This window comes from Maribacter antarcticus DSM 21422 (genome assembly GCF_000621125.1).
Lineage (GTDB): Bacteria > Bacteroidota > Bacteroidia > Flavobacteriales > Flavobacteriaceae > Maribacter > Maribacter antarcticus.
Genome location: NZ_JHZC01000005.1, coordinates 355,395 through 378,785 on the forward strand (window position 1 = coordinate 355,395; position 23,391 = coordinate 378,785).

Consider the following 23,391-nt stretch of genomic DNA (forward strand, 5'->3'; position numbering starts at 1 on the left):
TTTCTTAACCAATCAAAACCTACTCTACTTTTAATGCTTCTCGTAATATACTTACGGGATGTTTGGCAATTCGTTTTGTACCGTCGAATATTTGGTGTCTACAACTAGTGCCATTAGCGGCGATAATTGTATCCGGACTAGACTTTTTCACTGCCGGGAATAGTTTTAAGCCTCCGATTTTCATACTTATTTCGTAGTGTTCTTTCTCGTACCCAAAGGAACCTGCCATACCACAGCATCCTGACGGAATTATAGTAACCTTATAATTTTTGGGAAGGTTTAGTACATCAAAAGTTACTTTTTGATTGCTCAAGGCTTTTTGGTGGCAATGATTATGAATTTTTATAACTTTTGCGGTTTCTGTAAACATAGCTGCATCCAGATGCCCCTTTTCTATCTCTTTTGCTAAAAACTCCTCTATCAAAAACGAGTGATTCGCGATACGTTGCGCGGAATCGCTATTTGTTGTTAGTCGTTTATATTCATCTCTAAAAGAAAGGATTGCAGAAGGTTCCAAGCCTAATATTGGCACCCCTTTTTCTGCAAATACTATCAATTCTTTACTGTTCTTTTCTGCTAGTGATTTAGCCTGCCTTAAAAAGCCCTTAGAAAGGTAGGTTCTACCACTTTCCGCATAATACAGTTCTACATCATATCCCAAATGCACTAATAAACCTATCGCGTCTTTACCCACTTCCACATCTAAGTAACGGGTAAACTCATCGATATATAAAATAACTTTTGATTTAGATACAATATATTGATTTTTATAATTTTGAAGTTCCTTATTAAAATTAAAACTATAAACTTTCGGAAGGCTTCTTTCTTGAGCAACTCCACTCGTTTTTTTAACTAAGCCACTTAAAAATTCAGAAGTATAAACCGCATTAGTTAGTGCAGAAACGGCACTTCCCAAACGATTGAGTTTGGTATTATAAGCAAAAAGTTTGCTGCGTAGCGGATATCCATTTTGCTCTTGGTACTGATATAGAAACTCTGCTTTTAGCGTCGCAATGTCCACATTACTCGGACACTCGCTAGCGCAGGCTTTACAGCTAATGCAAAGATCAAAAACCTCTTTTAGTTCCTCGCTATCAAAACCATTGGTAGCCTTTTGAGGATTGGTCAGGAATTCGCGCAGTGCATTGGCCCTGCCCCTAGTGGTATCCTTTTCGTTTTTGGTTACATGGTAACTAGGACACATACCCCCGGGCATGTTATGCGTTTTTCTGCAGTCTCCACTCCCATTGCATTTCTCTGCGGCCTTAAGGATACCTTCGCTATCGGAGAAATCCATCAAGGTTTTAATATCCGGTTCTTTTCTATCAATAGCATACCTAAAAGATTCGTCCATTGGGTAGGCATCTACTATTTTTCCTGGGTTTAAAATATTGTTTGGGTCAAAATAGGATTTAATCCGTCGTAATAGTTCATAATTTTTATCCCCAATCATAAGGGGAATAAACTCGGCACGCACAATTCCGTCGCCATGCTCCCCACTAAAAGAGCCTTTGTATTTCTTAGTCAACTTGGCAACGTCGGTGGTGATGTTCTTAAAAAGTGCTACATCATGAGATTTTTTTAGATTTAAAATAGGTCTTAAGTGAAGCTCCCCTGCTCCTGCGTGGGCATAATAGACCGCTTTTTGGTCGTAACCCTTCATTATTTGGGTAAACTCACCTATGAATTCCTTTAAGTCTTCTACTGCTACAGCAGTGTCCTCAATACAAGCAACGGCCTTCCTATCGCCTACGATATTACCCAGCAAACCCAATCCTGCTTTTCTAAGTTCTATGGCCTTGCCAATATCGGCACCAAAAAGTACCGGCTGTGCGTAGCTAAGTCCAGAATTTTCAATTGTCTTCGTGACTTTTAAAATACTTTCTTTCAACTCACTCTCGCTATGGGCACTGATTTGCAACATCAGAAGCGCCTCAGGATCTCCATCGACAAAAAAGCGATTTGCCATTTGCGCTCTATTATTTTTAGTACAGTCTAAAATCACCTTATCCATCATCTCGCATAATTGCAAGGGGTGTTTCATTACGGGCGCCACATCCAAAAGGCAATCTTCTAGCGATTTGTAGTGGGCAACAATCATCGCGGAAAGCGGAGGTGGCAAATCGTCTAATTGAAACGTGATTTCTGTAGTAAAAGCTAAAGTCCCTTCGCTTCCACACAGCAATTTTGCCAGATTAATGCTGTCCTCTTTACCACCAAAATGTACAGATTTCAATAGTTCGTCTACCGCATAACCCGTATTTCTACGATGGATTTCAGGCTTTGGAAATTCAGCAATTATTTCTTGCGCTATGGTATTATCTGATAACTCTTTATGTATTTTTTTATAAATTGATGCTTCAACTGATTCTTCTTTCAGTTTATTGGAATATGACAGCTCTGAAAGTGATTCGAAGTATGCAATACTTCCGTCCGAAAGTACTGTGTTCATTGCAACCACTTTATCTCGGGTAACCCCATATTGTATAGAAGTGGTGCCAGAAGAATTATTACCTACCATTCCACCCATCATGCATCTATTAGAGGTAGATGTGTTTGGGCCGAAAAAGAGTCCAAAAGGTTTTAGGTATTGATTTAGTTCATCCCTTATTACTCCCGGCTGAACGGTTACTTGCCTTTTTTCTTCATCCAAATGCAGGATTTTTGTGAAATGTTTGGAGACATCTACAACAATACCTTCTCCCACACATTGCCCCGCTAACGAGGTTCCTGCAGTTCTAGGAATCAAACCTATCTTATGGGTATTGGCAAACGCAACAAGTTTTTGAATATCGGCAACAGTTTTGGGAAAGGCCACAGCCATAGGCATTTTACGGTATACCGATGCATCGGTAGCATATAAGGTTTTTGACAATGTATCTATCTGCAATGTCCCTTCAAGCTCCTTAGATAATGGGAAAAGTATACTTTTATTCAAAGTGGCACAATTTTGGTTACAAAATTAAGTTTTATTGTGTGAGCTATCAATGAGAACGGCTCATTTTTTATTCATTAATTAAATCAGGAACATATGAAAATGTTAAAATCGTTTACGGTTATTATTTTATTAGCTGGGGTTTCTCTGAGTGCGCAAAGTATTTCGAATCATGCATTGGGTTTGAGATTAGGCGATAGCAACGGATTTGGTGCTGAAATCTCTTACCAAAAATCTCTTACCAATACAAATAGGGTAGAAGTTGATTTGGGTTGGCGAGACAGTAGAAATTTTAGTGCGTTTAAATTAGCAGGCCTTTACCAATGGGTAAGACCTATAGAAGGTGATTTTAATTGGTATTATGGCGTTGGTGGTGGACTTGGAAGTGCAGATTTTTCGAATATTCCTAATAATGATGTGGGGGGGCTGTTTATTTTCGGAGCGGGTAATATCGGTATTGAATATGATTTTGATATTCCGTTAATCATTTCTCTTGATTTTAGACCAGAAATTGGTTTGGTAGGTTACGACGGTTTTTCCGATACATTTGATTTTGATATTGGTTTAGGTGTACGCTACCAATTTTAAACGCAATATAACATAGATTTAAAAAGCTACTGCCCAAGGGCAGGTAGCTTTTTTTTATGCATTTATATACCTACTTTTGGCGTTTAAATTAATAATTTTATGAGAAATAGTTTATTACTATTAGCGGTTCTGATTATCACATTAAGCTGTAGTCAAAATCCAAAAAGTTACACAATCAACGGAGAATTGAGAGGAGAACTTGAAGAAGGTACTCAAGTCTTTCTAAAAAAAACAGGAGATAATGGTCAGCCTATTGAATTAGACACTGCCCTACTCGTTAACGGAACGTTTCAGTTTAAAGGAACTCGTAATACACCAGACCTGCATTATATTTTTGTTGAGGAATTACAAGGCTATACCGCTATTGTGTTAGAAAATGGAATTATTAACTTTAGCGCACAAAAAGATAGTTTGGGCTTTGCCACCGTAGATGGAACAATACAGAACGAAATTTTCTTCGATTATTTAGAACAATCTAGGGAGCTTTCACAACAAGCAAGGTCGATACAAGAGGATATGCAAAAGGCAAGCAATGTTGCTGGCGGAGACGCAACCATTGCGGCTCTTAATGACGAAATGCAAGAGCTACAAGAAGAATACAAGACCTACGAACTCGATTTTATCAAAAACAATCCAAATGCGTTAATTTCTGCATTACTGCTAGATAGGATAATTTCAATGAATACTGTTGAAATCGACGAAGTACAGGCAATGTTTGATGGACTTTCCCAAGAAATAAAGGACACGACTCCGGGTAAAAAGGTGATTGAATTGTTAGCGAAAAAAAAGATTTCTGAAGAAGCAAGCAAGAATACCGCAGTAGGCGAAAAAGCTCCAGCGTTTTCAGGCCCTAACCCAGATGGGGAAATAATTGCTCTAAATGATGTTATGGGAAAAGTTACCCTTATCGATTTTTGGGCTGCTTGGTGCAAACCATGTAGAGCCGAAAATCCAAATATAGTTTCTGTGTATGAAAAATACCATGACAAGGGGCTCAATGTTATAGGGGTTTCCTTAGACCGAACTGCCGACGCTTGGAAAAAGGCTATAGTAGACGACGGATTGAGTTGGAATCACATTTCCAATATCGCTTATTTTAATGATGAAATTGCAAAAATGTATAGTGTGAAGGCTATACCTGCTGCTTTTTTACTAGATGAAAATGGTGTAATCGTAGCCAAAAATCTTAGAGGACCAGAACTAGAAGCTAAGGTTTCAGAGCTTTTAGACTAACTCTTTTTTAAATTTAAAAGTCCCTAGCAACGCGTTGTTGCTAGGGACTTTTTTATGCACTATTGGGTTTTTTTAGAACGTGTTCTTGATATCCCTAAAAGATTCAGCTACTGTTGTGCTTCCGTTTTTGTTCACAGAACCAAAAATATTTACCATCGAATTCTCTCCTACAAATTCAATAATGGCTCCGTCATTGAGGTTAAGGTTTCCATAAATGGTGAGAGTACCTTCAACTCTAAGGTAGCGCCCGCATTTACATTCACCTCCTTTCGTTTATTGTTTCGACCTACCACAAAGGTACCATTCATCTCAAAAAGAGAATCGGTATTAAGGTTAGCATCATTTTTAACCGTCCAAGAACCACATAACAATAAAGAACCTGACACATTAAAATTATTAAATCTTTTTGCTCCTCTATAGGACAAATCTTGATTATTGTTCACGCTTAAATTAGAATTTCCACTGTATACAGATAAATCTGCACAACGGTTCACTAAGCTCGCATCTGGCCTATTTAGTTTAATAATTTGTAATCCTTCCTTACTGGAAGCCGCAAAGATATAACCGTCCTTTGAGGCCACATAATTAATAGAACCTTCTATTTGGATAACGCCAACAAGGCTGGTACTGTTTTGCTGCTCCTCTGAAAGGCAAAGACCAGCCCCACCGTTTGCCATAAGCAATACTTCTTGGTTTGTAGCTACGGCATTCGTTACTACGTCTACATCATCAACATTATCTGGGTTAAGCAGAATAGGGATATATTTTGCAAAAGAACCTGTATCGGAATTGTATACCCCAGCTCCGTTAGAACCTTCGGCAACGACAATATTTTCTCCTGAAAAATCTATAGTTCTTTTGGTGTTGTTACCAAAATCAGAATTAATTGGAATATCCCTTATAGAGTTTAAGTTCCCATCTAAAATACTAATTCCTTGGCTCGCATCTAAGACAGCAATTCTATTGTCCCTTACGGCAACAGAACGTAAATCCATAAATGGTGCTTCCTTAGTCGGTGTAAGATCTGCTTTATTATAAATTGAAACAAAGCCTTCACGACCGCTGGTAACCAGCACTTCATTGGAAGTTACAGCGATATCCGCGGCATTATGTCCTTCTTGAAACCCATAAAGGATTCCTGCATCCAAATTAATTCTTCCATTAGCCGTTTGTAGTTTGGCAACAAATGAGTTTGCAGTAGCTCTTACAGATTTTTCCGAGTCAACGCCACCAGCTAAATATATCTATTATCATATTTTATGGCATTACTATCCGCATTTACATAATAGAGCCTAGCGGTAACCCTTGGGTTATTAGGATTGCTAACGTTTATTACATCTATGCCTCCAACATAACCAGCTTCTGCGGTATTGTAGCAAACGTAGGCATGCACCCGATAAACATCTACATGCGGATCGGTTAGGCTATTTCCTCCGTTAAAAGAAGGTACATCTATTTGGGCAACTAAGGCAAGCGGATGATCGCCAGCTAAATCATTTTTACATGTCAAATAGGACTTACCAGCTATATTTTCTTCATCGTAAATAGCTAAAACTCCTGCTTTATCAAAAACAACACTATTTTCTAGAAGGGTTTCATTGGTTTCCATGATAAGATTGCTTTTTTCAACATCTTAGAAAAACGTAGTTTCATCGCTGCAAGAAGTATAAACTAAAACGAATAAAACTATAAGTAAAGGTAACTTTTTCGTGTTGCAACAAAGATTTGATATTAAGTCCAGTAAGAACGAAACACTATCTTTCAACACCTAAGAGTCTTGCCTTTTTCGATGAAGTACATACTTTACGTCAAAATTTAATCTAAAAAATAAGTCTTTTCCTATACGATTATATTTTCCCTGCCCTTGCCAGCACAAACAGAAGAACTATCGGCAAGGCTAATATGACCATCATAAAGGTATCCGTAACCAAAAGAGAAGGCATAAATATAATTGTACTTAAATAGCCACCAACGGCACCACCAAAATGAGCGGTATGTCCAATGTTTCCAAGTCTACTTTTCATACCATATATAGAATATAGCAAATATCCGATTCCTAAAATATATGCTGGTAACGGAATTGGGATGAACATAATACCTAATTGCATCTCTGGCTCCAATAAAATAGCGGCATAAAGAATACCCGTTACTGCGCCACTTGCGCCAACTGCACTATAATAGGGCTCGTCTTTATGAAAAAAAAGTGCTAGAAGACTGCCTCCTACAAGACTTACAAAATATATAATTAAGAATTTTATAGAACCAAACCCACCAATGACAACATCGGCAAAAAAGTAGAGCGTAAACATGTTAAAGAACAAATGAGAAATATCTACATGAAGAAAACCTGATGTTAACATGCGTTCTTTCTGTCCCGATTTTATGGCACCGATACCGAACTTGTATCGGTCAAAAAAATAAGTATCATTGAATCCCTTTAAGGAAACAATGACATTAGCAGCAATTATAGCCATAGTGGCTACACTTAGGTTGTTCATGTTTAAAGCTTATAATTCGCATCAAATATAGCTATATTTGTGCTTATAATTCAGCATATGCAGCTACTGGCGTTTATCTTACTATATCCCTTTTTATGGTTGATTTCCATCTTGCCACATCGCTTGTTTTACAGTTTTTCAGATGTAGTATTTTTCTTTGTTTATCATATTTTTGGTTATCGTAGAACGGTTGTAAGAAATAATTTAGAGCTTATCTTTCCTAAAAAAAAGACCAATGAAATTGATAGGCTAGAAAAAGATTTTTTTAAACATATGTGTGATATGTTTCTCGAAACTATCAAAACAATGTCCCTAAGCAAGGAACAGGTTCGTAAAAAATATAATGTTTTAAATATTGACGTTCTAAAGGCACTAGAAAAAGAGCGTAGCATTCTTATCGTTTGCTCTCATTATGCTAATTGGGAATGGAATGTGAGTATTAATAATTACGTAAATTCCAAAGGATACGCAGTCTATCAGAAAATCACCAATAAATATTTTGATACGTTTATACGTAAAGTGCGTGCAAGATGGAACACAACGCTTATAAACCAACGAGAGACCGTAAAAACGGTTGTCCGAGATAAAAGAGATGGTGTGACTGGAATTTTTGGTTTGGTAAGTGATCAGTCACCACAACGCCATCGAGCTCAATATTGGTCTGAGTTTATGGGTATAAAGGTTCCTGTGTTTAATGGAGCAGAAACGATGGCCAGAAAATTGGATTTGGCCGTTGTCTTCCTTAAGGTCAGCAAAGTGAAACGAGGGTATTACCAGGCTGAATTTATAACCATTGCAGAACGAGGGAGAGAAACTGAAGAAAATGAAATTACGGAGGCGTTTTTACGACTTACCGAGCGACAGATTAAAGAAAAACCCGAATATTATTTTTGGACTCATAAACGATGGAAGCACAGAGGCAAGCAACCCGCTCCCTTTGCCAAAACTACCTAGTGTCTAAGCGATATTTCTGTTACTTAGCGTAACCGTTTTAACTACAATTTCTTTACATTTAGAGTTGCTTTATTAAATACGTGATTATCTTAACTACTGATCTATGGAAATATTAGAAACGCTTTACAATGAAATTATTGGTTTTTTGGGTATCGCTAAGGCCTGGGAGATTTTCCAAACAGGAGATTTTAGCACATTTAGAACCTACGATGGTATTGTAGCGCTAATCTATCCTCTCATCCCCTTTCTGGTTTTACTCGAACTTACGTTGGGCCTTCTTTACAAAAAACCCCAAACCAAGGTCTACAAGGTTAATTTTCTTATTTATATTTTTAATCGTTTCGTTGGTCGTTTCATTTCAATAGCTATGGTTACGTGGATTATTGGTTTGTTACAGCCAATTGCACCATTTCAAACCAGTTTGAATTGGTATTGGTTTATCTATGGTTATATTGTTTGGGAGTTTGGCCATTTTTTATACCATTACTGGGGTCATAAAGTACGCTTGTTTTGGTGTTTGCATTCGACGCACCATGCTCCCGAGGATATGAACCTTTCCGTTACTTATGCCCATTTCTTTTTGGAGAGTCCTTATGCGGATACCATCAGAACCACTGTTTGCATTTTACTAGGGGTTCAACCAGAACTATTATTTTTAATCATGTTTGTTGATGGCACTTGGGGTGCATTTATCCATGTAGGTGAAAACGTAATAAAAGATGCGCGATTTGGCTTTATAGGTAAGTTTATATTAACACCATCACATCATAGAGTTCATCACGCTAAGAATCCCCTTTATATGGATACGAACTTTTGTAATCTCCTTAATATTTGGGATCGGGTATTTAGTACGTATCAAGAAGAGCAAAAAGAAATCAAGATTGAATATGGTATTACCCGAGAGATGGATTCTGGTAATTTTTTAGATGTTTATTTTGGTGAGATTGTTGCCTTGGCTAAAGACGTGGCAAAAGCACCAGGATTTATAAATAAGATAAAGTATATTTTTATGCCACCGGGTTGGCATCATCTTGGAACGCACGAGACGGCTAAAATCGTAAGGTCAAATTATTTCATGGATGAGAAATCCAAAGGCAAAGGCCTCAAGACCAATGTGGCGTAAACTCCGTAATCTTGCTTCACATAATCCTGGCAAACCAGTAGGTATTTAAATGCTACCCTATCGTGTTAAATTATGGGTTGCTTCCTGATTTTTTAGAAGCTTTTCATTAGCATAAATCTTACTAAAAAGATATAAAAACATAAACCCCATCGCTTTGAAAGCGATGGGGTTTCTATTTAGTTGTAGGATTGCTTAGCCTTCTGCTATCTCCTTTAGTTCCGAAATCATACGGTCAGCTAAAGCGTCTGCTTCCCTCTGACTCTTTGCTTCGGTATAAATACGTATAATCGGTTCTGTGTTGGATTTACGAAGATGTACCCAGTTCTCTGGAAAGTCAATCTTTACACCATCAACGGTGCTAATATCCTCGTTTTTATACTGCTTTTCTATCGTTTTTAAAATGGCATCTACATCTAGTTCCGGTGTCAGTTGAATTTTCTTTTTACTCATAAAATAACTGGGGTAACTAGCTCTGAGTTCGGCGACCGTACCTCCTTTTTCTGCCATCAGCATTAAAAACAAGGCGGTTCCTACTAAGGAATCCCTTCCGTAATGACTATCTGGATAAATGATACCACCATTTCCTTCTCCGCCAATGATTGCATTGTTTGCCTTCATTTTGGTTACTACGTTTACTTCGCCTACGGCTGAAGCTTCATATGTACCGCCATGTTTTTCGGTAATATCGCGTAACGCTCTTGACGAGGATAGATTAGATACCGTATTTCCTTTAGTTTTACCCAAGACATAATCGGCACAAGCAACCAAGGTATATTCTTCCCCAAACATTTCACCGTCATTGCTGATAAAAGCCAAGCGGTCTACATCTGGGTCTACAACAACTCCAAAGTCGGCTTCTTCTTTTAGCACCAAATCACAGATATCTCCCAGGTGTTCCTTTAAAGGTTCTGGATTGTGTGGAAAGTGTCCGGTTGGATCACAATATAATTCAACAACTTCAACCCCAAGTTCCCTTAATAATTTTGGTATGGCTATCCCTCCTGTAGAGTTAACACCGTCCACCACAACCTTAAATTTTGCTGCTCGTATAACATCGGCATCGACCAAGGAAAGGTTAAGCACTTCATCAATATGAATATCAATATAACTATCGTTTTTTATAATTTCACCCAAATCATCCACTTCAGAAAAATCAAAATCTTCCTGCTCGGCAATTTCTAAAATCTTGGCACCTTGAGCTGCGTCTAAAAATTCCCCTTTCTCGTTTAATAATTTAAGTGCGTTCCACTGTTTTGGATTATGACTAGCCGTTAATATGATACCACCATCCGCTTTTTCTAAAGGAACCGCAATTTCTACGGTGGGCGTGGTAGACAAATCTAAATCTATGACATCAATACCCAAACCTACTAAAGTAAATACCACCAAATTCTGTATCATTTCTCCAGAAATACGTGCATCCCGTCCAATGATAACTTTTAATTTGTCTTTCTTAGAATACGCTTTAAGCCAAATACCGTATGCAGCAGCAAATTTTACCGCATCAATTGGTGTCAAGTTATCACCAGGCTTCCCCCCTATAGTGCCTCGTATTCCAGAAATTGATTTAATCAGTGTCATAAATTCAGTATAAGTTTTTGCAAATATACACCGTCTATCGGCAATTGGGAGTGTAGCAATTCGTAATTTCGTTAGGAACAAATTTTTATCGGTCAATGAACTTTCTTGCTCATATTTACCTCTCTTTTGGCGATGCCGATATAACCCTAGGGAACTTCATCGCAGACAGTATTCGCGGAAATAAGTACAAACACCTACCGCCAAGAGTCATAAAAGGGATAGAATTACACCGGCAAATAGATACCTATACCGATGCCCATAAGATACCTAAGAAAAGTAGTAAAAGGCTCCACGCCAACTACAGTCATTACAGCAGGGTAATTGTAGATATTTATTACGATCATTTTTTAGCTAAGAACTGGGAGCGGTATTCTGATATTCCTTTAGCGGTGTTTGTGGATGATTTTTATGACCTTTTGGAAGATAATTATGCCATTTTACCCGATGGTGTTAAGCGCATGATGCCCCATATGATTGCGGATAACTGGATATTCAACTATTCAAAAATGGAAGGGATTGCCAATGTACTTAACGGTATGAACCGCAGGACAAAAAACAAATCAAAAATGAACTTGGCTATAGTGGACCTAGAGCAACATTATGATGATTTTGAAAAAGAGTTTACCTTGTTTTTTGAAGAATTGATTATCTTTTCCGAACAAAAATTTAAGTCGCTTTAACCTAAATGAACAAACAAACTACCCTTACATTATGATCAAAAGAATTATAATTGCCTTAGTTTTTCCTTTTTTATTTATCCATTGTAGGCAAGCGCCAACACCACCTACAGGTCTGGTCACTGAAAAAGCCATGGTGGTATCCGCACGTGAGGAAGCGTCTAAAATAGGCGTAGAAATTATGAAAAAAGGTGGCAATGCTTTTGATGCCATGGTAGCTACTGAGATGGCCTTAGTGGTTACGTATCCCTTTGCAGGAAATTTGGGGGGTGGCGGATTTATGGTATACCGCAAGGCCGATGGGGATGTAGGTGGGCTAGATTACAGGGAAAAAGCGCCATTAGCTGCTCACAGGGATATGTATTTGGATTCCATTGGTAACGTCATTCCTGGTAAAAGTACAGTTGGTGCAACAGCCATAGGTGTTCCGGGTACTGTTGCTGGGATTATAGCCGTACATAAAAAATTCGGTTCACTGCCCTTGGAAGAAATTATGGCCCCGGTGATTGCCCTAGCCGAAAAAGGGGTAGTCGTAACCGCCAACCAAGAAAAAAGACTAGCTAGCCAGCGTGATAAATTTATTGAGGTAAATAGTGACAGTACCAAATTTGCAACTGTATTTAAAGAAGGTGATGTAATCAGTTATCCTAACTTGGCCAACACCATGAGAAGAATTGCTGAAAACGGTAGGGACGGTTTTTATAAAGGAGAAACTGCTCAAAAACTAGCTGTATTTATTCAAGAAAATGGAGGTTATGTTACCGAGGAAGACCTAGAAAAGTACGAAGCTATTTGGCGGCAGCCCGTAATATTCGATTATAAGGATATCCGTATTATCTCTATGAGTCCTCCCAGCAGCGGGGGCGTTACTATGAACCAAATCTTTAAAATGATGGAACCCTATGAAATTTCGAAATTTGGACATAATTCAGAAAAAACAGTTCAACTTTTTACCGAGGCATCAAGACGGGCTTATGCGGATCGTAATTTCTACTTAGGCGATCCGGATTTTGTTGATATTCCCTTAGATGTCATCTTGAGTAAAGGATATTTAAACGATCGTATGGCCGACTTCTCTTTTGATAAAGCTACCAAATCGGAAGCCGTTTCCCATGGGTCAGTCGAAATTATAGAGAGTATGGAAACCACCCACTACTCCATTGTTGATGCAGAAGGCAATGCGGTTTCCGTAACGACCACTCTAAACGGGGCCTATGGTTCTAAGTTGTATTCCGATGAGTTGGGTTTTTTCCTAAATAACGAAATGGATGATTTTAGTTCCAAAATAGGAGTACCAAACATGTTCGGTCTTATCGGCGCCGAAGCCAACAGTATTGCTCCGGAAAAACGGATGCTGAGCAGTATGACACCGACCATAGTAGAACGAGACGGAAAACTTTGGCTTGTAGTTGGTACACCAGGTGGGTCAACGATAATTACCGCAGTGGCACAGACCATTTTAAATACATACGAGTTTAATATGAGTATGCAAGAAGCGGTAAATGCGCCCCGTTTTCACCACCAATGGTTGCCCGATATGGTCATTTTTGAGCCAGAAGGCTTTTCGGATGAACTAAAAGAACAAATGAAGGCAAAAGGATATATTATAAACGAGGATCGCACACCTATTATTGGTAAAGTGGATGCGATTAGAGTGCTTGCTGATGGAACCTTGGAAGGTGGCGCAGATAAGCGTGGGGATGATGCAGCAGTAGGGTACTAAATTCAAGTGTCAAGTATCAAATTCGGTTGACAAATCGACGTCTATCTAAGATATACCCAACTGATATATTTAAATTTCAAAAAATAAAATAAATATGGTACGAAAATTACTAAAAATACTGGGGATACTCTTTGTTGTTGTGCTTGTTGCGTTTATTACTATTTATGCAGTTTACAACGAAAAGCTTCCAGAAGGTAGGCCAGGTGCCGATGCTGACGCCTTGGCGCAGAAGATGCTTTCCACCCTTAATTACGATAAATTCAAGCAAACTCGATTTTTGGAATGGTCCTTTCAAGGTGGCGCACACCAATATAAATGGGATAAGGAGAAGCGAAACGTAGCTGTTTCGTGGGACGATTTTCTTGTCAATTTAGATTTGATTGCTCCAGAGTCTAGCTTGGTGTTTAAAAATGGAGAACGGCTCATGGACATAGAAAGTGAAGCCTTTATAGAAAAAGCAGTAGGCTATTTCAATAACGATTCGTTTTGGCTGGTTGCGCCGTATAAGGTCTTCGATTCTGGAGTAACCCGAAGTATCGTTCCTCTACCTGATGGCACGGACGGACTTTTAGTCACCTATACTACAGGTGGCAGTACACCTGGCGATTCTTATCTTTGGATGTTGCAGCCCAACGGTTTCCCAAAAAGTTTTAAAATGTGGGTAAACATCATACCTATTGGTGGTATAGAGGCCACTTGGGACGATTGGGACGAGATGGAAAGTGGGGTGTTTTTGCCTAAATCACATGAAATGGGACCTGTGAAGTTGCTGATGGGAGATATCCAAGGATATAATAGGAAGAGATGACAAACTCCATTAACCCATGTCTTCTCTAATGAAATAAAAATAGTAAGCGAAACACTATTTTAAATTGAGTAGAACCCTATAAGACAGACTTAATCCTCATAATTTTAAAACTCCGATAAGCCAAACTCGTTTAGCACTATTTCCCATTCTTTAGTTTCTTTAATATCCAAAATACGTTGCGATATCAACTGTTCCAAAGCGGTATGTGTTTTTGGTAACGCAAAGGCATAAAATTGAACATCGAATTTTAACGGAAGTAATTCTAAACTATTAAGACTAGAATCTTTTTGAATTTGGTATTTTAAAATGGGTGCATCATAAAGAAACGCTTCTATTTCCCGTTTTTTTAACCCTTGAAGCCCGTCGGTGGCACTATCATATGTTTTTATGTTTTTAAAAAAGTGTTCCGATAGGAACGTTTGTGTTCCGGAATTTGACACGGTTCCTACACGTCGCTCCTTAAACTCATTAAAACCCTCTGGATTGTTGGTAAGTTGATTTACCGTTAAACTTGATGCAATACTTGCCGTTAGGCCTGATATAAAAAGTAAGCCCCCGAACATCAACATAAGTGCTGAAATTTTACCAAGTTTTGTTTTAGGTGCTTTATCCCCATACCCCACGGTAGTTAGGGTTACAGCAGACCACCAAACCCCGTCCCATATACCTTTAGGACCATAACGAAAAGTCTCAGGGTTAGCCCTACGCTCTAACAGCCAACCTAATAGCCCAAAAATAAAAATGATAAAGACCAATACAAATAGCCCCCTCAAAAAGTTTAAATTAAAAAATCCTTTTAAAAAGTATATGAACTTCTTTAGAGAAGAAACCTCTGCAACCACAGCTGTAGCATTAGATGCAAAAAAAGAATGTGTGAACTCCATTTCCCTGCTGCGGTCACTGGTAATCGATAATGGATTAATGCTCAAATCTATTCCTCCCGTACGTAAGGAATCTAACATGTTAGAAAAATCCATTGGTACTAGTTTATATGCTAGTTCTAAATCTTCTGCTATTTGCCGCCACAACCACACGTTTAATCCCTGTAATTTTGGTCCGTCCTCTACTATAAATGGAGCTGCTGGTGTATAGGCAACCAGTAAAGTATCTCTGCTGACTTGACTTTGGGCTACAAAACTTACCAAACATATAATTAGAGAGAAAGCCTTCCGCATGTAGTATGAATTTATTTAGTAAAATTAAATATACGGTATTACCAATAAGAAAGGTAAGTATGGAAGCCAGAAAAAAGATACTTTTGAGCCATAAAGTAAAGCAATGGAAATAAAAATACTAGGGCAGGAAGATATAACAGAAGGGCTACAGGCACAACTATCGGAACTTTATCTCCAATTGAATTCCCAATTAAAACAAGTAGAGCTTAGTTCAATTTTAGAGGTACCCGAACAAATAGATATTGTAGCTTGTTTTGAAAAAAATGTATTAATCGGTATCGCTATGATGGCGAATTACAAAGTAGTATCAGGTCACAAAGGAATGATTGAAGATGTAGTGGTTTCTAAACAGCACCGAAGTAAAGGTATTGGAAGAAAACTAATGGCATTACTTTTACAACAGGCAAAAGTCAGGAAACTTAACGACGTACTGTTATTCAGTGGCCATCACAGAACAGCGGCCATAGCATTGTATAAGAGTCTAGGTTTTAACATAAAAACCAGTGGTTTATACGTTAAGAAATTAAACTAGAACTACTATACCTTTTTTACATGTTGTAACTGGTTTTTTAGCTCATCCATAGATTCCTGAAGCTGTCTTAACAACCCTGTATCTGTTGTAGCATCTACATTAAAGGTTATCTTACTACTCACCTCCCATATTTCCTGAATCTGAAAGGGTTTGATGTCATAAGGAGGATAGGTTTCGTTCAAGGAAACCAAGGTAATATTATTGGAATTGGGGCGTTTCTCAATTTTCTTTACCATAATAGAATCTTGCAGGACCACAACATACATCTTATTGGCACTCACATGGTCTATGTGTTCAATTGCTCTTGCCAAAACCCATTCTCCTGGATGCAAATTAGGCAACATACTGTCACCCTCTACCTGAAACCCTCTGTAGGTTGCGTTCCTAAATTCGGGTATAGGCAAATCAAAAGCAGGTAATTGTTGGTACCAACTGGTATCGGCTATATTTTGTGGATATCCTGCCGCTGCTTTTGCGTTTACAAGAACCATATTATCATTCTGCGCTGTATCTACGGTTACCACTTTTGGAATAACAGTAGTGTTAGAAGTTTCCAAATATTGCTGGTCGCTTTCCCCAAATAGCCAAAGTGGATTAATTTTAAACTGCTTTAAAAGTTCCGATACTACCTTACCCGAAAGTTTAGTTCGCCCCCTTTCTATATCTGCCGTGGTATTGGAGACACCCAAAAGTTTAGCAAATTCGGCCTGGGTATGACCTAAATCCCTTCTGATATCGGTAAATCTTTTTAAAGTCAACTCGTTTTCCATACTCAAAGATACACATTATGGATTATTTCCAAAATATTAATTGGAATATTTCCATATTTAGGATTATTTCCATAAATTTGGATTATATACAAAGATGTTTTTTAGTTTAAAAACCAAGTACTTATTACGAATTGATATAAAATCTAATTAAAAGCAAACCTATGGACCCAATTAACAAACCGGAACATTACGATTTCTTAGAAAAAGGTAGAAATGTAGTTTTAAGCACGGGGTATGATTATGTGGTGTGGAAAAGTAGGATTAAAAAGAATGCTATAAGCCTAAAGAGAAGAGTCCTATTATTTTATTTCTAAATATATAAAACTATGGAAACGATAGAAGAACCAGTGCCGAAGAATATGGAATATAAATCGAAAATCTTCAGTTATGACGGAAGTTTTAACGGGTTTTTGACAGCCGTTTTTATTGCTTTTGAATATAAATTGATTCATGTGGATATACAGCCTACAGGTCGCATACAAAACGGATTATTTACCGAAACCGAAACTATATTTACGAACATCGATAAAGCAAAACGTGTTTGGAATGGTATCAGAAATCGAAATTATACGGCAAGCAAGAATATTTATTTTGCATTTTTAAGCGAGCAGCGAGGAATAGAACCCCTCCTCTACAGCTATATTCGAAAATTAATGAATCATAATGAAAAGAGCACTGCGGGTTTTTCCAGTGATTGTTTTCTCCGAATCAATCAACTTGCACATAAAGTAGCAAAGAAAAAGAGGCATGTGGAAGCTAAATTGGACTTTCAACTTACCAGAGATGCTATTTATTTTGCCCAGATAGCACCCGATTTTAATGTACTGCCTTTACTCTCCAAACACTTCCGTTCCCAGTATGCCAATAAACCATGGATAATTTATGACACAAAGCGGAATTATGGACTGTACTACAATTTAAGTGGAGTTGAAGTCATTGGGCTAGATTTAACCGATTCGTTTTTAAATCAAATCATATCAAACGAGACCATTTTCAATGTAGAAATGGGAAACAGTTCTTTCGAAAACCTGAATATTAAATCTCATATCAGTTTAAAACTGTATCACTCATATGCTCCTAAACGAAATAGCAACTATATTTCGGAAAAACAGGCGAGTTAATCAGGATAAGTTTTAATAAGCGACGACACATTAGCCTTTGTACATCTAGACCTTGGTAGAAATAGAACGGTACGCTGCGATTGGTAAAAGTTGTACATACTAAACGGATTAAATAACAGAAATCGGTTATAAGTAAATGGTTGTTTTTGTAAATTTAAAAAACACGATAACCATGTAAAAAAGAGTTGTAACACGTACTCTCGTTTCCCTATTATTCCTTTCCTACTGGAATGATAAAAGTCCTGAAAACCTTATTCGTTTAAAAGATAAATTTGAAGCTGCCGTATCGGTATTTGAAAAGAAAAAAGAAACGGCAAACAAGAACGTAACTAAAGAACTCAAAACTTTAAAAGCGCTTAAAACTACCTTGGAGGTCCCAAAAAATGAAGATGAAGAATTCGCAAAGGTTTGTGGTGATTAGCGAAAAGTAAACAAGCGCATAAAAAATTAAACAAGAAATATGAAAATTTGAAACAGCATACCTCCAACCTCTTTAGTGTTTTAAGGACCCAAACCAATAGTCTAAGCAACGAAGCCATTGGAAAAACCCTAAACGGTGCTATTAAAAAAGCAAAAACCAAATATAACGGCACCTTAGCCAATACATGAAAAGCCATTGTAAAACTACAATTGCTACACGGTGACGCTTTAGAAGTCGTTAAAGCATTAGAAGTCCCTGCAGCATAGAATTCCTTTGGCAGTATCAATGACCAAATTAAAAACATAGCAGGTCGTGTAGACGATATTATACAAGAACTAAATGTTGCCCTTGAAGAGAATAAAAAATGCTATGAGAGGAAGACTACGGAGTTGGGAGAAGAGTCGTCTGTTTTCATTTGATACAACGAATTATAAATAGGGGGCTGACTATAAGGTCTAATACCCTATTTATAATTCAGCTTTCCACCTATAAACATAATAATCGCACGTACTGTAAAACAGAACATTGTAAGAAAGCCTAGCTGCAATAATTATGGATTGTATAATACTACGGGGCTATTTTTTTATCGATAAGGTATCTATCATTATACGTAAGTCACACTGGAGGTATGTGTGAATTTAACGAGTACGCAAACGCTCTAATAATCAAAAAAAGTTTGTAAGACGTTCAGTTAAGGACATTAGGAAGCTATAATGCTACCCACTTTATTGCCTTTTTTCATCCTAAAAAAAACGTACCTTACCCATTGTTATGCACGCATAGTAAACGCCCTCTTTTAAAACTTAAAAAAAATGACCAAGTATCCCCATATTTTTGAACCCTTAGACTTAGGATTTACCACCCTTAAAAATCGAATTCTAATGGGTTCCATGCATACAGGGTTAGAGGAGGAAAAAAATGGCTTGAAAAAAATAGCCGCCTACTACGTAGAACGTGCTAAAGGCGGCGTTGGTTTAATTATTTCTGGTGGGATTTCACCTAACGTTCAAGGTTGGACAGGACCTTTTTCGGCACGAATGAGCACAAAAAAGCACGCAGAACATCATAAAGTAATTACAGATGCGGTCCATATAGCAGGTGGTAAAATATGTATGCAAATTCTACACGCGGGCCGTTATGGATATCATCCTTTCGCGGTTGCGCCATCGGCTATAAAATCCCCAATTTCGCCTTTTAAACCTTTTAAACTAAAACAATCTGGTATTCAGCGTACGGTTCGTGATTTTATAAATTCTGCAAAACTAGCAAAACGATCAGGTTATGATGGGGTAGAAATTATGGGTTCAGAAGGCTATTTAATTAATCAATTTATCACCGAAAGAACCAATAAGCGCACTGATGATTACGGTGGAAGCTATAAAAACAGAATGCGTTTACCTATTCAACTCGTAAAGCAAACGCGTGAAGCAGTGGGTAGGGAGTTTATTATCATCTATCGTTTATCCATGTTGGATTTAGTAGAAAAAGGAAGTACCTGGGAGGAGGTAGTAGCTCTAGGAAAAGCAATTGAGAAAGCAGGTGCCACTATTATAAATACCGGAATTGGTTGGCACGAGGCACGCATACCCACCATTGCAACATCGGTTCCAAGAGCTGCATTTACATGGGTTACTAAAAAAATGAAAGAAGAACTTTCGATTCCCTTAGTGACGTCTAATAGGATAAATATGCCAGAAACTGCTGAAAGGGTATTGGCAGACGGTCACGCGGATATGGTCTCAATGGCCCGACCTTTTTTGGCTGATGCAGCATGGGTAAATAAAGCAGCAGCAAATAAAGCGGACGAAATAAATACCTGCATTGGTTGTAACCAAGCGTGTTTAGACCATGTTTTTAAACAAAAAGTAGCCAGTTGCTTGGTAAATCCAAGAGCATGCCATGAAACGGAACTCAATTATCTTCCTACGAAAAAAAAGAAAAATATTGCCGTTGTAGGAGCAGGTCCCGCAGGTTTAGCTGCGTCAACCATTGCGGCACAACGAGGACACGATGTTACACTTTTTGATGCCGATACAGAAATAGGCGGACAGTTTAATATGGCAAAGCAAATACCAGGCAAAGAGGAATTCTACGAAACCATTCGTTATTTTAAGAAGCAAATAGAACTGCATAGGGTAACCGTAAACTTAAATACCCGAGTAACTGCCGAAGAGTTAGAAAACGGCAATTTTGACGAGGTCATCATAGCCACTGGAATCAAACCAAGAGTCCTGAAAATTGAAGGTGTTGAAAATTCTAAAGTACTCAGCTATATTGATGTTTTAAAGTTAAAAAAACCAGTAGGTAAACGTGTGGCGGTTATTGGTGCTGGCGGAATTGGTTTTGATGTGTCAGAATATTTAACTCACGAAGGCGAAAGCACATCATTGAATATTGATACGTGGTTAAAAGAATGGGGAATTGATAAAACAATGGAAGCTAGAAGTGGCATAGAAGGTATAACCGCAGAAGTTCATCCATCACCAAGAGAAATTTTTATGTTCAAGCGTAGCAAGGGTAAGTTTGGTGGTAACCTAGGAAAAACTACAGGTTGGATTCATCGTTCTACATTGAAAAAGAAAAAAGTACAATTTATTAACGAAGTACAATATACTAAAATCGATGATGAAGGTTTGCATTATACTCAAAATGAAGAGGCAAAAGTACTCGCAGTAGATAACGTCATTATTTGTGCGGGCCAAGTCCCATTTGCAGCACTAGTAGCGCCATTAGAAGAAAAAGGTATAAAAGTACACGTAGTTGGTGGTGCAGATATTGCCGCAGAATTGGATGCAAAACGTGCTATAAATCAAGCCAGTAGAATAGCTGCTGAAATTTAAGGATGCTTTATTAAAAGGAAGTCATAATCCTATTGATTCCGATTCTAAAGAGATTACCTTCCATGCGATACCGGTTGTTCTAAAAGGGGATTAATGTATCCATTATCTGTTGCTTTATAATGGCTCAATTCAGATTACATCTTTAGAATAAAATTACTATTCTCCACTTCAATAGGAAAATAATTATCTAATTCAAAAAGTTGATAATTAATAAAAATTACTCAGATACTTTGAGAGGATAAAGATTTAGGGGGTTAAAATTCTACATATTTTAATTTAGCAGCACGTTCACGTCACCCCCAATCAATCTAACTTCTGCAATGGTTCTTATGATGATTTATAAGCAGTCATAACAAAATACTAGCCTTTGACAACATATAATTGGTTCAGAACCCTTGTAAGATTAGTTTTGATTTAGAACTTAAATTTCCCGCGTTATTACCACTAAGTATTTAAAATATCTCTTTGTTTGCCTTTGCACTAGTTTTGGGCATGCGGTGGTGAAGTTTGATGGATCACAATTATGCGACAACGAAGCTTCAATTGAAATGAAGGTATATCCCAACCCAATGCATGGAAGTCTGTTGACATTAATTTCTAGTAAACCAGCAGCAGGAGAAGTAGCTTTAGAAATAATGACAGCTGAAGGTCAATTAATCAGTCAACAACAGTTGACTGTTGATGCTGAACGGATGAATTATGAAATTGAAATTTTACAAGGAAAAAAATTAGCTGAAGGAACGTATTACCTGAGGGTAATTACTAAATACAATGCAGCAGTAATTCCGTTTATCGTGAAATAGAAAATTGATTATATCCAAATTTCTTAAGCGCCTTTTTCAGGAATGCTGAGAGCTTTTTTGAGATTAAAACTGAATTTGAATGTATTCATCGCATTTTTTACAACATTAATCGATGCGCGACGAATCGGGCATTTTAAAATTATGTCAATTATATTAACCACATAATCATGAAATACTTTTCTACTTTATTTTTTTGTTTTGCACTACTTACGAAATTCGCAATTGCAGGAGATGGATGTAATAACGGATTTGCAAGTACTGGAACTACAAGTACGAACAATGGTGCACTTCAATCTGAAATTTGGGTTGGCAATGATACACGAATATTAGGTGCACCAAACGATTCGGAAGCTGAGTTCGAGAGTGACGGTGACGAATATGTTATGGATTTTAATCAGACTTATAACGTGGGTGTTCAGTATGTCATTCGCTGGAGAAAGCAAGATGCAGGTGGAGACCCGGCAGTAATAGTTTTGTCTGAATCTGCAGATAATATTACATTTACGGATGTGTCTAGTTTTCCGACTACCGCTTTAACGGGTTTGATTGATGAAACAATAACCTCGGCTATTTCATTTAGGTACCTTCGTTTCCGATTAGAAGATGCATCCAGTAATGATGATTTTGAAATTGATGCTATTACAGTTTTGGAACCCATTTATGAAACAGATACTGACAACGACGGAATTGCAGATGTTATCGACATCGATGATGACAATGATGGTATTTTAGATGTGGAAGAATATAGTTGCGGTACTTTTACTAGCGTTGGTACCTCTTCAGGAAATCCTCAAGGGATTACAGTACAAACGTATAACTTTGGCACCTACCTATTTGCATCAGCTAATAACGGAAGTTATACCGCAGTAATCTCTAAGACAATGGATGGTTTGGAGATTGGTAGCACTTTTGATATTTCAGTAAATGATGTGGGGTCGACGACCAATATAAACCCTTCTGAAACGAGTCGTTTAAAAATAGAGGTCGGCAATACAATTTTATATAATAGCACCCTTGGTAGCTTTGTCAGTGCATACAGTAATTTTGGAGATATTAATTTTACTGGAACATCTACAGGAATCAATCCTATTTTTAAAATAACTTTAACTAAAAATAATAATACCTACAACCTTGATCCAAGAATAGGAACTTTTAACTATACAATTTGCGGTGTATTGGATACCGACAACGACGGCATACCAAACAGCTTAGACTTAGACTCAGACAATGACGGGATTCCTGACAACATAGAAGCACAAACTACTTCAGGATATACAGCACCTGCAACAGACAATGCAGCAACCTATGCTACAAATAACGGTTTAAACTCTGCTTATGTGTTTACGGGTGGTAACACGCCTATTGATACTGACGCAGACGGGACACCGGATTATTTAGATACGGACAGTGACAATGCGCAAACAGACGATACCGGAGAAGCAGGTGTTAGCCTAACAAATAATGATGCCGATAATGACGGTTTAGACGATGGTGTTGATACAGATAATAGCAGCTTTGGACCTGTAAATGCGGGTATCACCGATGTTATGGCAGCGTATAGCAATAACAGTGTAGACGTGGACTGGCGTATAGAATGTCCGAATGGTGG

At 37.8% G+C, this 23,391-nt stretch carries 20 protein-coding genes and 1 pseudogene; 14 read left to right on the plus strand and 7 right to left on the minus strand.

Going from position 1 to position 23,391, the window contains the following annotated elements; all coding sequences use genetic code 11:
- Window positions 1-19: 19 nt before the first annotated feature.
- On the minus strand, window positions 20-2,938 hold the full coding sequence (locus tag Q360_RS0105080; RefSeq protein WP_027076130.1) for an FAD-binding and (Fe-S)-binding domain-containing protein: 2,919 nt from the start codon (window positions 2,936-2,938) through the stop codon (window positions 20-22).
- 93 nt (window positions 2,939-3,031) lie between these two features.
- On the opposite strand from Q360_RS0105080, the gene Q360_RS0105085 reads away from it, so the two are divergent.
- Together Q360_RS0105085 and Q360_RS0105090 are read left to right on the plus strand one after the other, a co-directional pair.
- A complete protein-coding gene (locus Q360_RS0105085) occupies window positions 3,032-3,523 on the plus strand; it encodes a hypothetical protein (protein WP_027076131.1) in 492 nt (163 codons plus the stop codon).
- A 99-nt stretch (window positions 3,524-3,622) separates the two neighbouring features.
- The gene (locus Q360_RS0105090; RefSeq protein ID WP_027076132.1) at window positions 3,623-4,756 is read left to right on the plus strand and encodes a TlpA disulfide reductase family protein; all 1,134 of its coding nucleotides are present in this window, start codon (window positions 3,623-3,625) and stop codon (window positions 4,754-4,756) included.
- Between the two features lie 167 nt (window positions 4,757-4,923).
- Here Q360_RS0105090 and Q360_RS26500 read toward each other — a convergent pair whose 3' ends face one another.
- The 3 genes from Q360_RS26500 to Q360_RS0105100 all read right to left on the minus strand — a co-directional run bounded on the left by Q360_RS26500 (window position 4,924) and on the right by Q360_RS0105100 (window position 7,254).
- Entirely contained in the window at window positions 4,924-5,904 is a 981-nt protein-coding gene (locus Q360_RS26500) for a hypothetical protein (protein WP_245603190.1), read from the minus strand.
- Between the two features lie 86 nt (window positions 5,905-5,990).
- Window positions 5,991-6,365, minus strand: a complete 375-nt coding sequence (locus Q360_RS26505) for a hypothetical protein (RefSeq protein ID WP_245603191.1) — start codon at window positions 6,363-6,365, stop codon at window positions 5,991-5,993.
- A 238-nt stretch (window positions 6,366-6,603) separates the two neighbouring features.
- On the minus strand, window positions 6,604-7,254 hold the full coding sequence (locus Q360_RS0105100; RefSeq protein ID WP_027076133.1) for a rhomboid family intramembrane serine protease: 651 nt from the start codon (window positions 7,252-7,254) through the stop codon (window positions 6,604-6,606).
- A 57-nt stretch (window positions 7,255-7,311) separates the two neighbouring features.
- Here Q360_RS0105100 and Q360_RS0105105 point away from each other — a divergent pair, with 57 nt between their 5' ends.
- Together Q360_RS0105105 and Q360_RS0105110 are read left to right on the plus strand one after the other, a co-directional pair.
- Window positions 7,312-8,208: a lysophospholipid acyltransferase family protein gene (locus tag Q360_RS0105105; RefSeq protein WP_027076134.1), complete on the plus strand. Its 897-nt coding sequence runs from the start codon at window positions 7,312-7,314 to the stop codon at window positions 8,206-8,208.
- Between the two features lie 103 nt (window positions 8,209-8,311).
- Window positions 8,312-9,331 carry a sterol desaturase family protein gene (locus Q360_RS0105110; RefSeq protein ID WP_027076135.1) on the plus strand — a complete coding sequence of 340 codons (1,020 nt, stop codon included), beginning with the start codon at window positions 8,312-8,314 and terminating at the stop codon, window positions 9,329-9,331.
- Between the two features lie 192 nt (window positions 9,332-9,523).
- Here the strand turns inward: Q360_RS0105110 and glmM are convergent, their stop codons facing one another.
- Window positions 9,524-10,912, minus strand: coding sequence for a phosphoglucosamine mutase (glmM, locus tag Q360_RS0105115; protein WP_027076136.1), 1,389 nt, complete (start codon window positions 10,910-10,912; stop codon window positions 9,524-9,526).
- 95 nt (window positions 10,913-11,007) lie between these two features.
- Here glmM and Q360_RS0105120 point away from each other — a divergent pair, with 95 nt between their 5' ends.
- The 3 genes from Q360_RS0105120 (at window position 11,008) to Q360_RS0105130 (ending at window position 14,120) form a co-directional block, all read left to right on the plus strand.
- On the plus strand, window positions 11,008-11,592 hold the full coding sequence (locus Q360_RS0105120; protein WP_027076137.1) for an acyl carrier protein phosphodiesterase: 585 nt from the start codon (window positions 11,008-11,010) through the stop codon (window positions 11,590-11,592).
- A gap of 31 nt (window positions 11,593-11,623) precedes the next feature.
- Window positions 11,624-13,312: a gamma-glutamyltransferase gene (gene ggt / locus Q360_RS0105125; protein ID WP_036195083.1), complete on the plus strand. Its 1,689-nt coding sequence runs from the start codon at window positions 11,624-11,626 to the stop codon at window positions 13,310-13,312.
- A 94-nt stretch (window positions 13,313-13,406) separates the two neighbouring features.
- Window positions 13,407-14,120, plus strand: a complete 714-nt coding sequence (locus Q360_RS0105130; protein ID WP_027076139.1) for a hypothetical protein — start codon at window positions 13,407-13,409, stop codon at window positions 14,118-14,120.
- A 104-nt stretch (window positions 14,121-14,224) separates the two neighbouring features.
- Here the strand turns inward: Q360_RS0105130 and Q360_RS0105135 are convergent, their stop codons facing one another.
- The gene (locus Q360_RS0105135; RefSeq protein ID WP_027076140.1) at window positions 14,225-15,295 is read right to left on the minus strand and encodes a transporter substrate-binding domain-containing protein; all 1,071 of its coding nucleotides are present in this window, start codon (window positions 15,293-15,295) and stop codon (window positions 14,225-14,227) included.
- Window positions 15,296-15,398: 103 nt separating this feature from the next.
- On the opposite strand from Q360_RS0105135, the gene Q360_RS0105140 reads away from it, so the two are divergent.
- The gene (locus Q360_RS0105140) at window positions 15,399-15,827 is read left to right on the plus strand and encodes a GNAT family N-acetyltransferase (RefSeq protein ID WP_027076141.1); all 429 of its coding nucleotides are present in this window, start codon (window positions 15,399-15,401) and stop codon (window positions 15,825-15,827) included.
- A 5-nt stretch (window positions 15,828-15,832) separates the two neighbouring features.
- On the opposite strand, the gene Q360_RS0105145 is transcribed toward Q360_RS0105140, so the two are convergent.
- Window positions 15,833-16,597: an XRE family transcriptional regulator gene (locus tag Q360_RS0105145; protein ID WP_027076142.1), complete on the minus strand. Its 765-nt coding sequence runs from the start codon at window positions 16,595-16,597 to the stop codon at window positions 15,833-15,835.
- A gap of 161 nt (window positions 16,598-16,758) precedes the next feature.
- On the opposite strand from Q360_RS0105145, the gene Q360_RS25635 reads away from it, so the two are divergent.
- The 6 genes and pseudogenes from Q360_RS25635 to Q360_RS0105170 form a co-directional block, all read left to right on the plus strand.
- Window positions 16,759-16,911, plus strand: a complete 153-nt coding sequence (locus tag Q360_RS25635; protein ID WP_156950009.1) for a hypothetical protein — start codon at window positions 16,759-16,761, stop codon at window positions 16,909-16,911.
- Window positions 16,912-16,923: 12 nt separating this feature from the next.
- Window positions 16,924-17,718 (plus strand): TIGR03915 family putative DNA repair protein, encoded by a 795-nt coding sequence (locus Q360_RS0105150; RefSeq protein ID WP_245603192.1) that lies wholly within the window; start codon window positions 16,924-16,926, stop codon window positions 17,716-17,718.
- A gap of 468 nt (window positions 17,719-18,186) precedes the next feature.
- Window positions 18,187-18,327, plus strand: coding sequence for a hypothetical protein (locus Q360_RS26285; protein WP_211251571.1), 141 nt, complete (start codon window positions 18,187-18,189; stop codon window positions 18,325-18,327).
- A 624-nt stretch (window positions 18,328-18,951) separates the two neighbouring features.
- Window positions 18,952-20,979: an NADPH-dependent 2,4-dienoyl-CoA reductase gene (locus Q360_RS0105160; protein ID WP_027076144.1), complete on the plus strand. Its 2,028-nt coding sequence runs from the start codon at window positions 18,952-18,954 to the stop codon at window positions 20,977-20,979.
- A 548-nt stretch (window positions 20,980-21,527) separates the two neighbouring features.
- The gene (locus tag Q360_RS0105165) at window positions 21,528-21,782 is read left to right on the plus strand and encodes a T9SS type A sorting domain-containing protein (protein WP_211251572.1); all 255 of its coding nucleotides are present in this window, start codon (window positions 21,528-21,530) and stop codon (window positions 21,780-21,782) included.
- Between the two features lie 167 nt (window positions 21,783-21,949).
- A pseudogene (locus Q360_RS0105170) lies at window positions 21,950-23,391 on the plus strand (hypothetical protein); the annotation flags it as partial.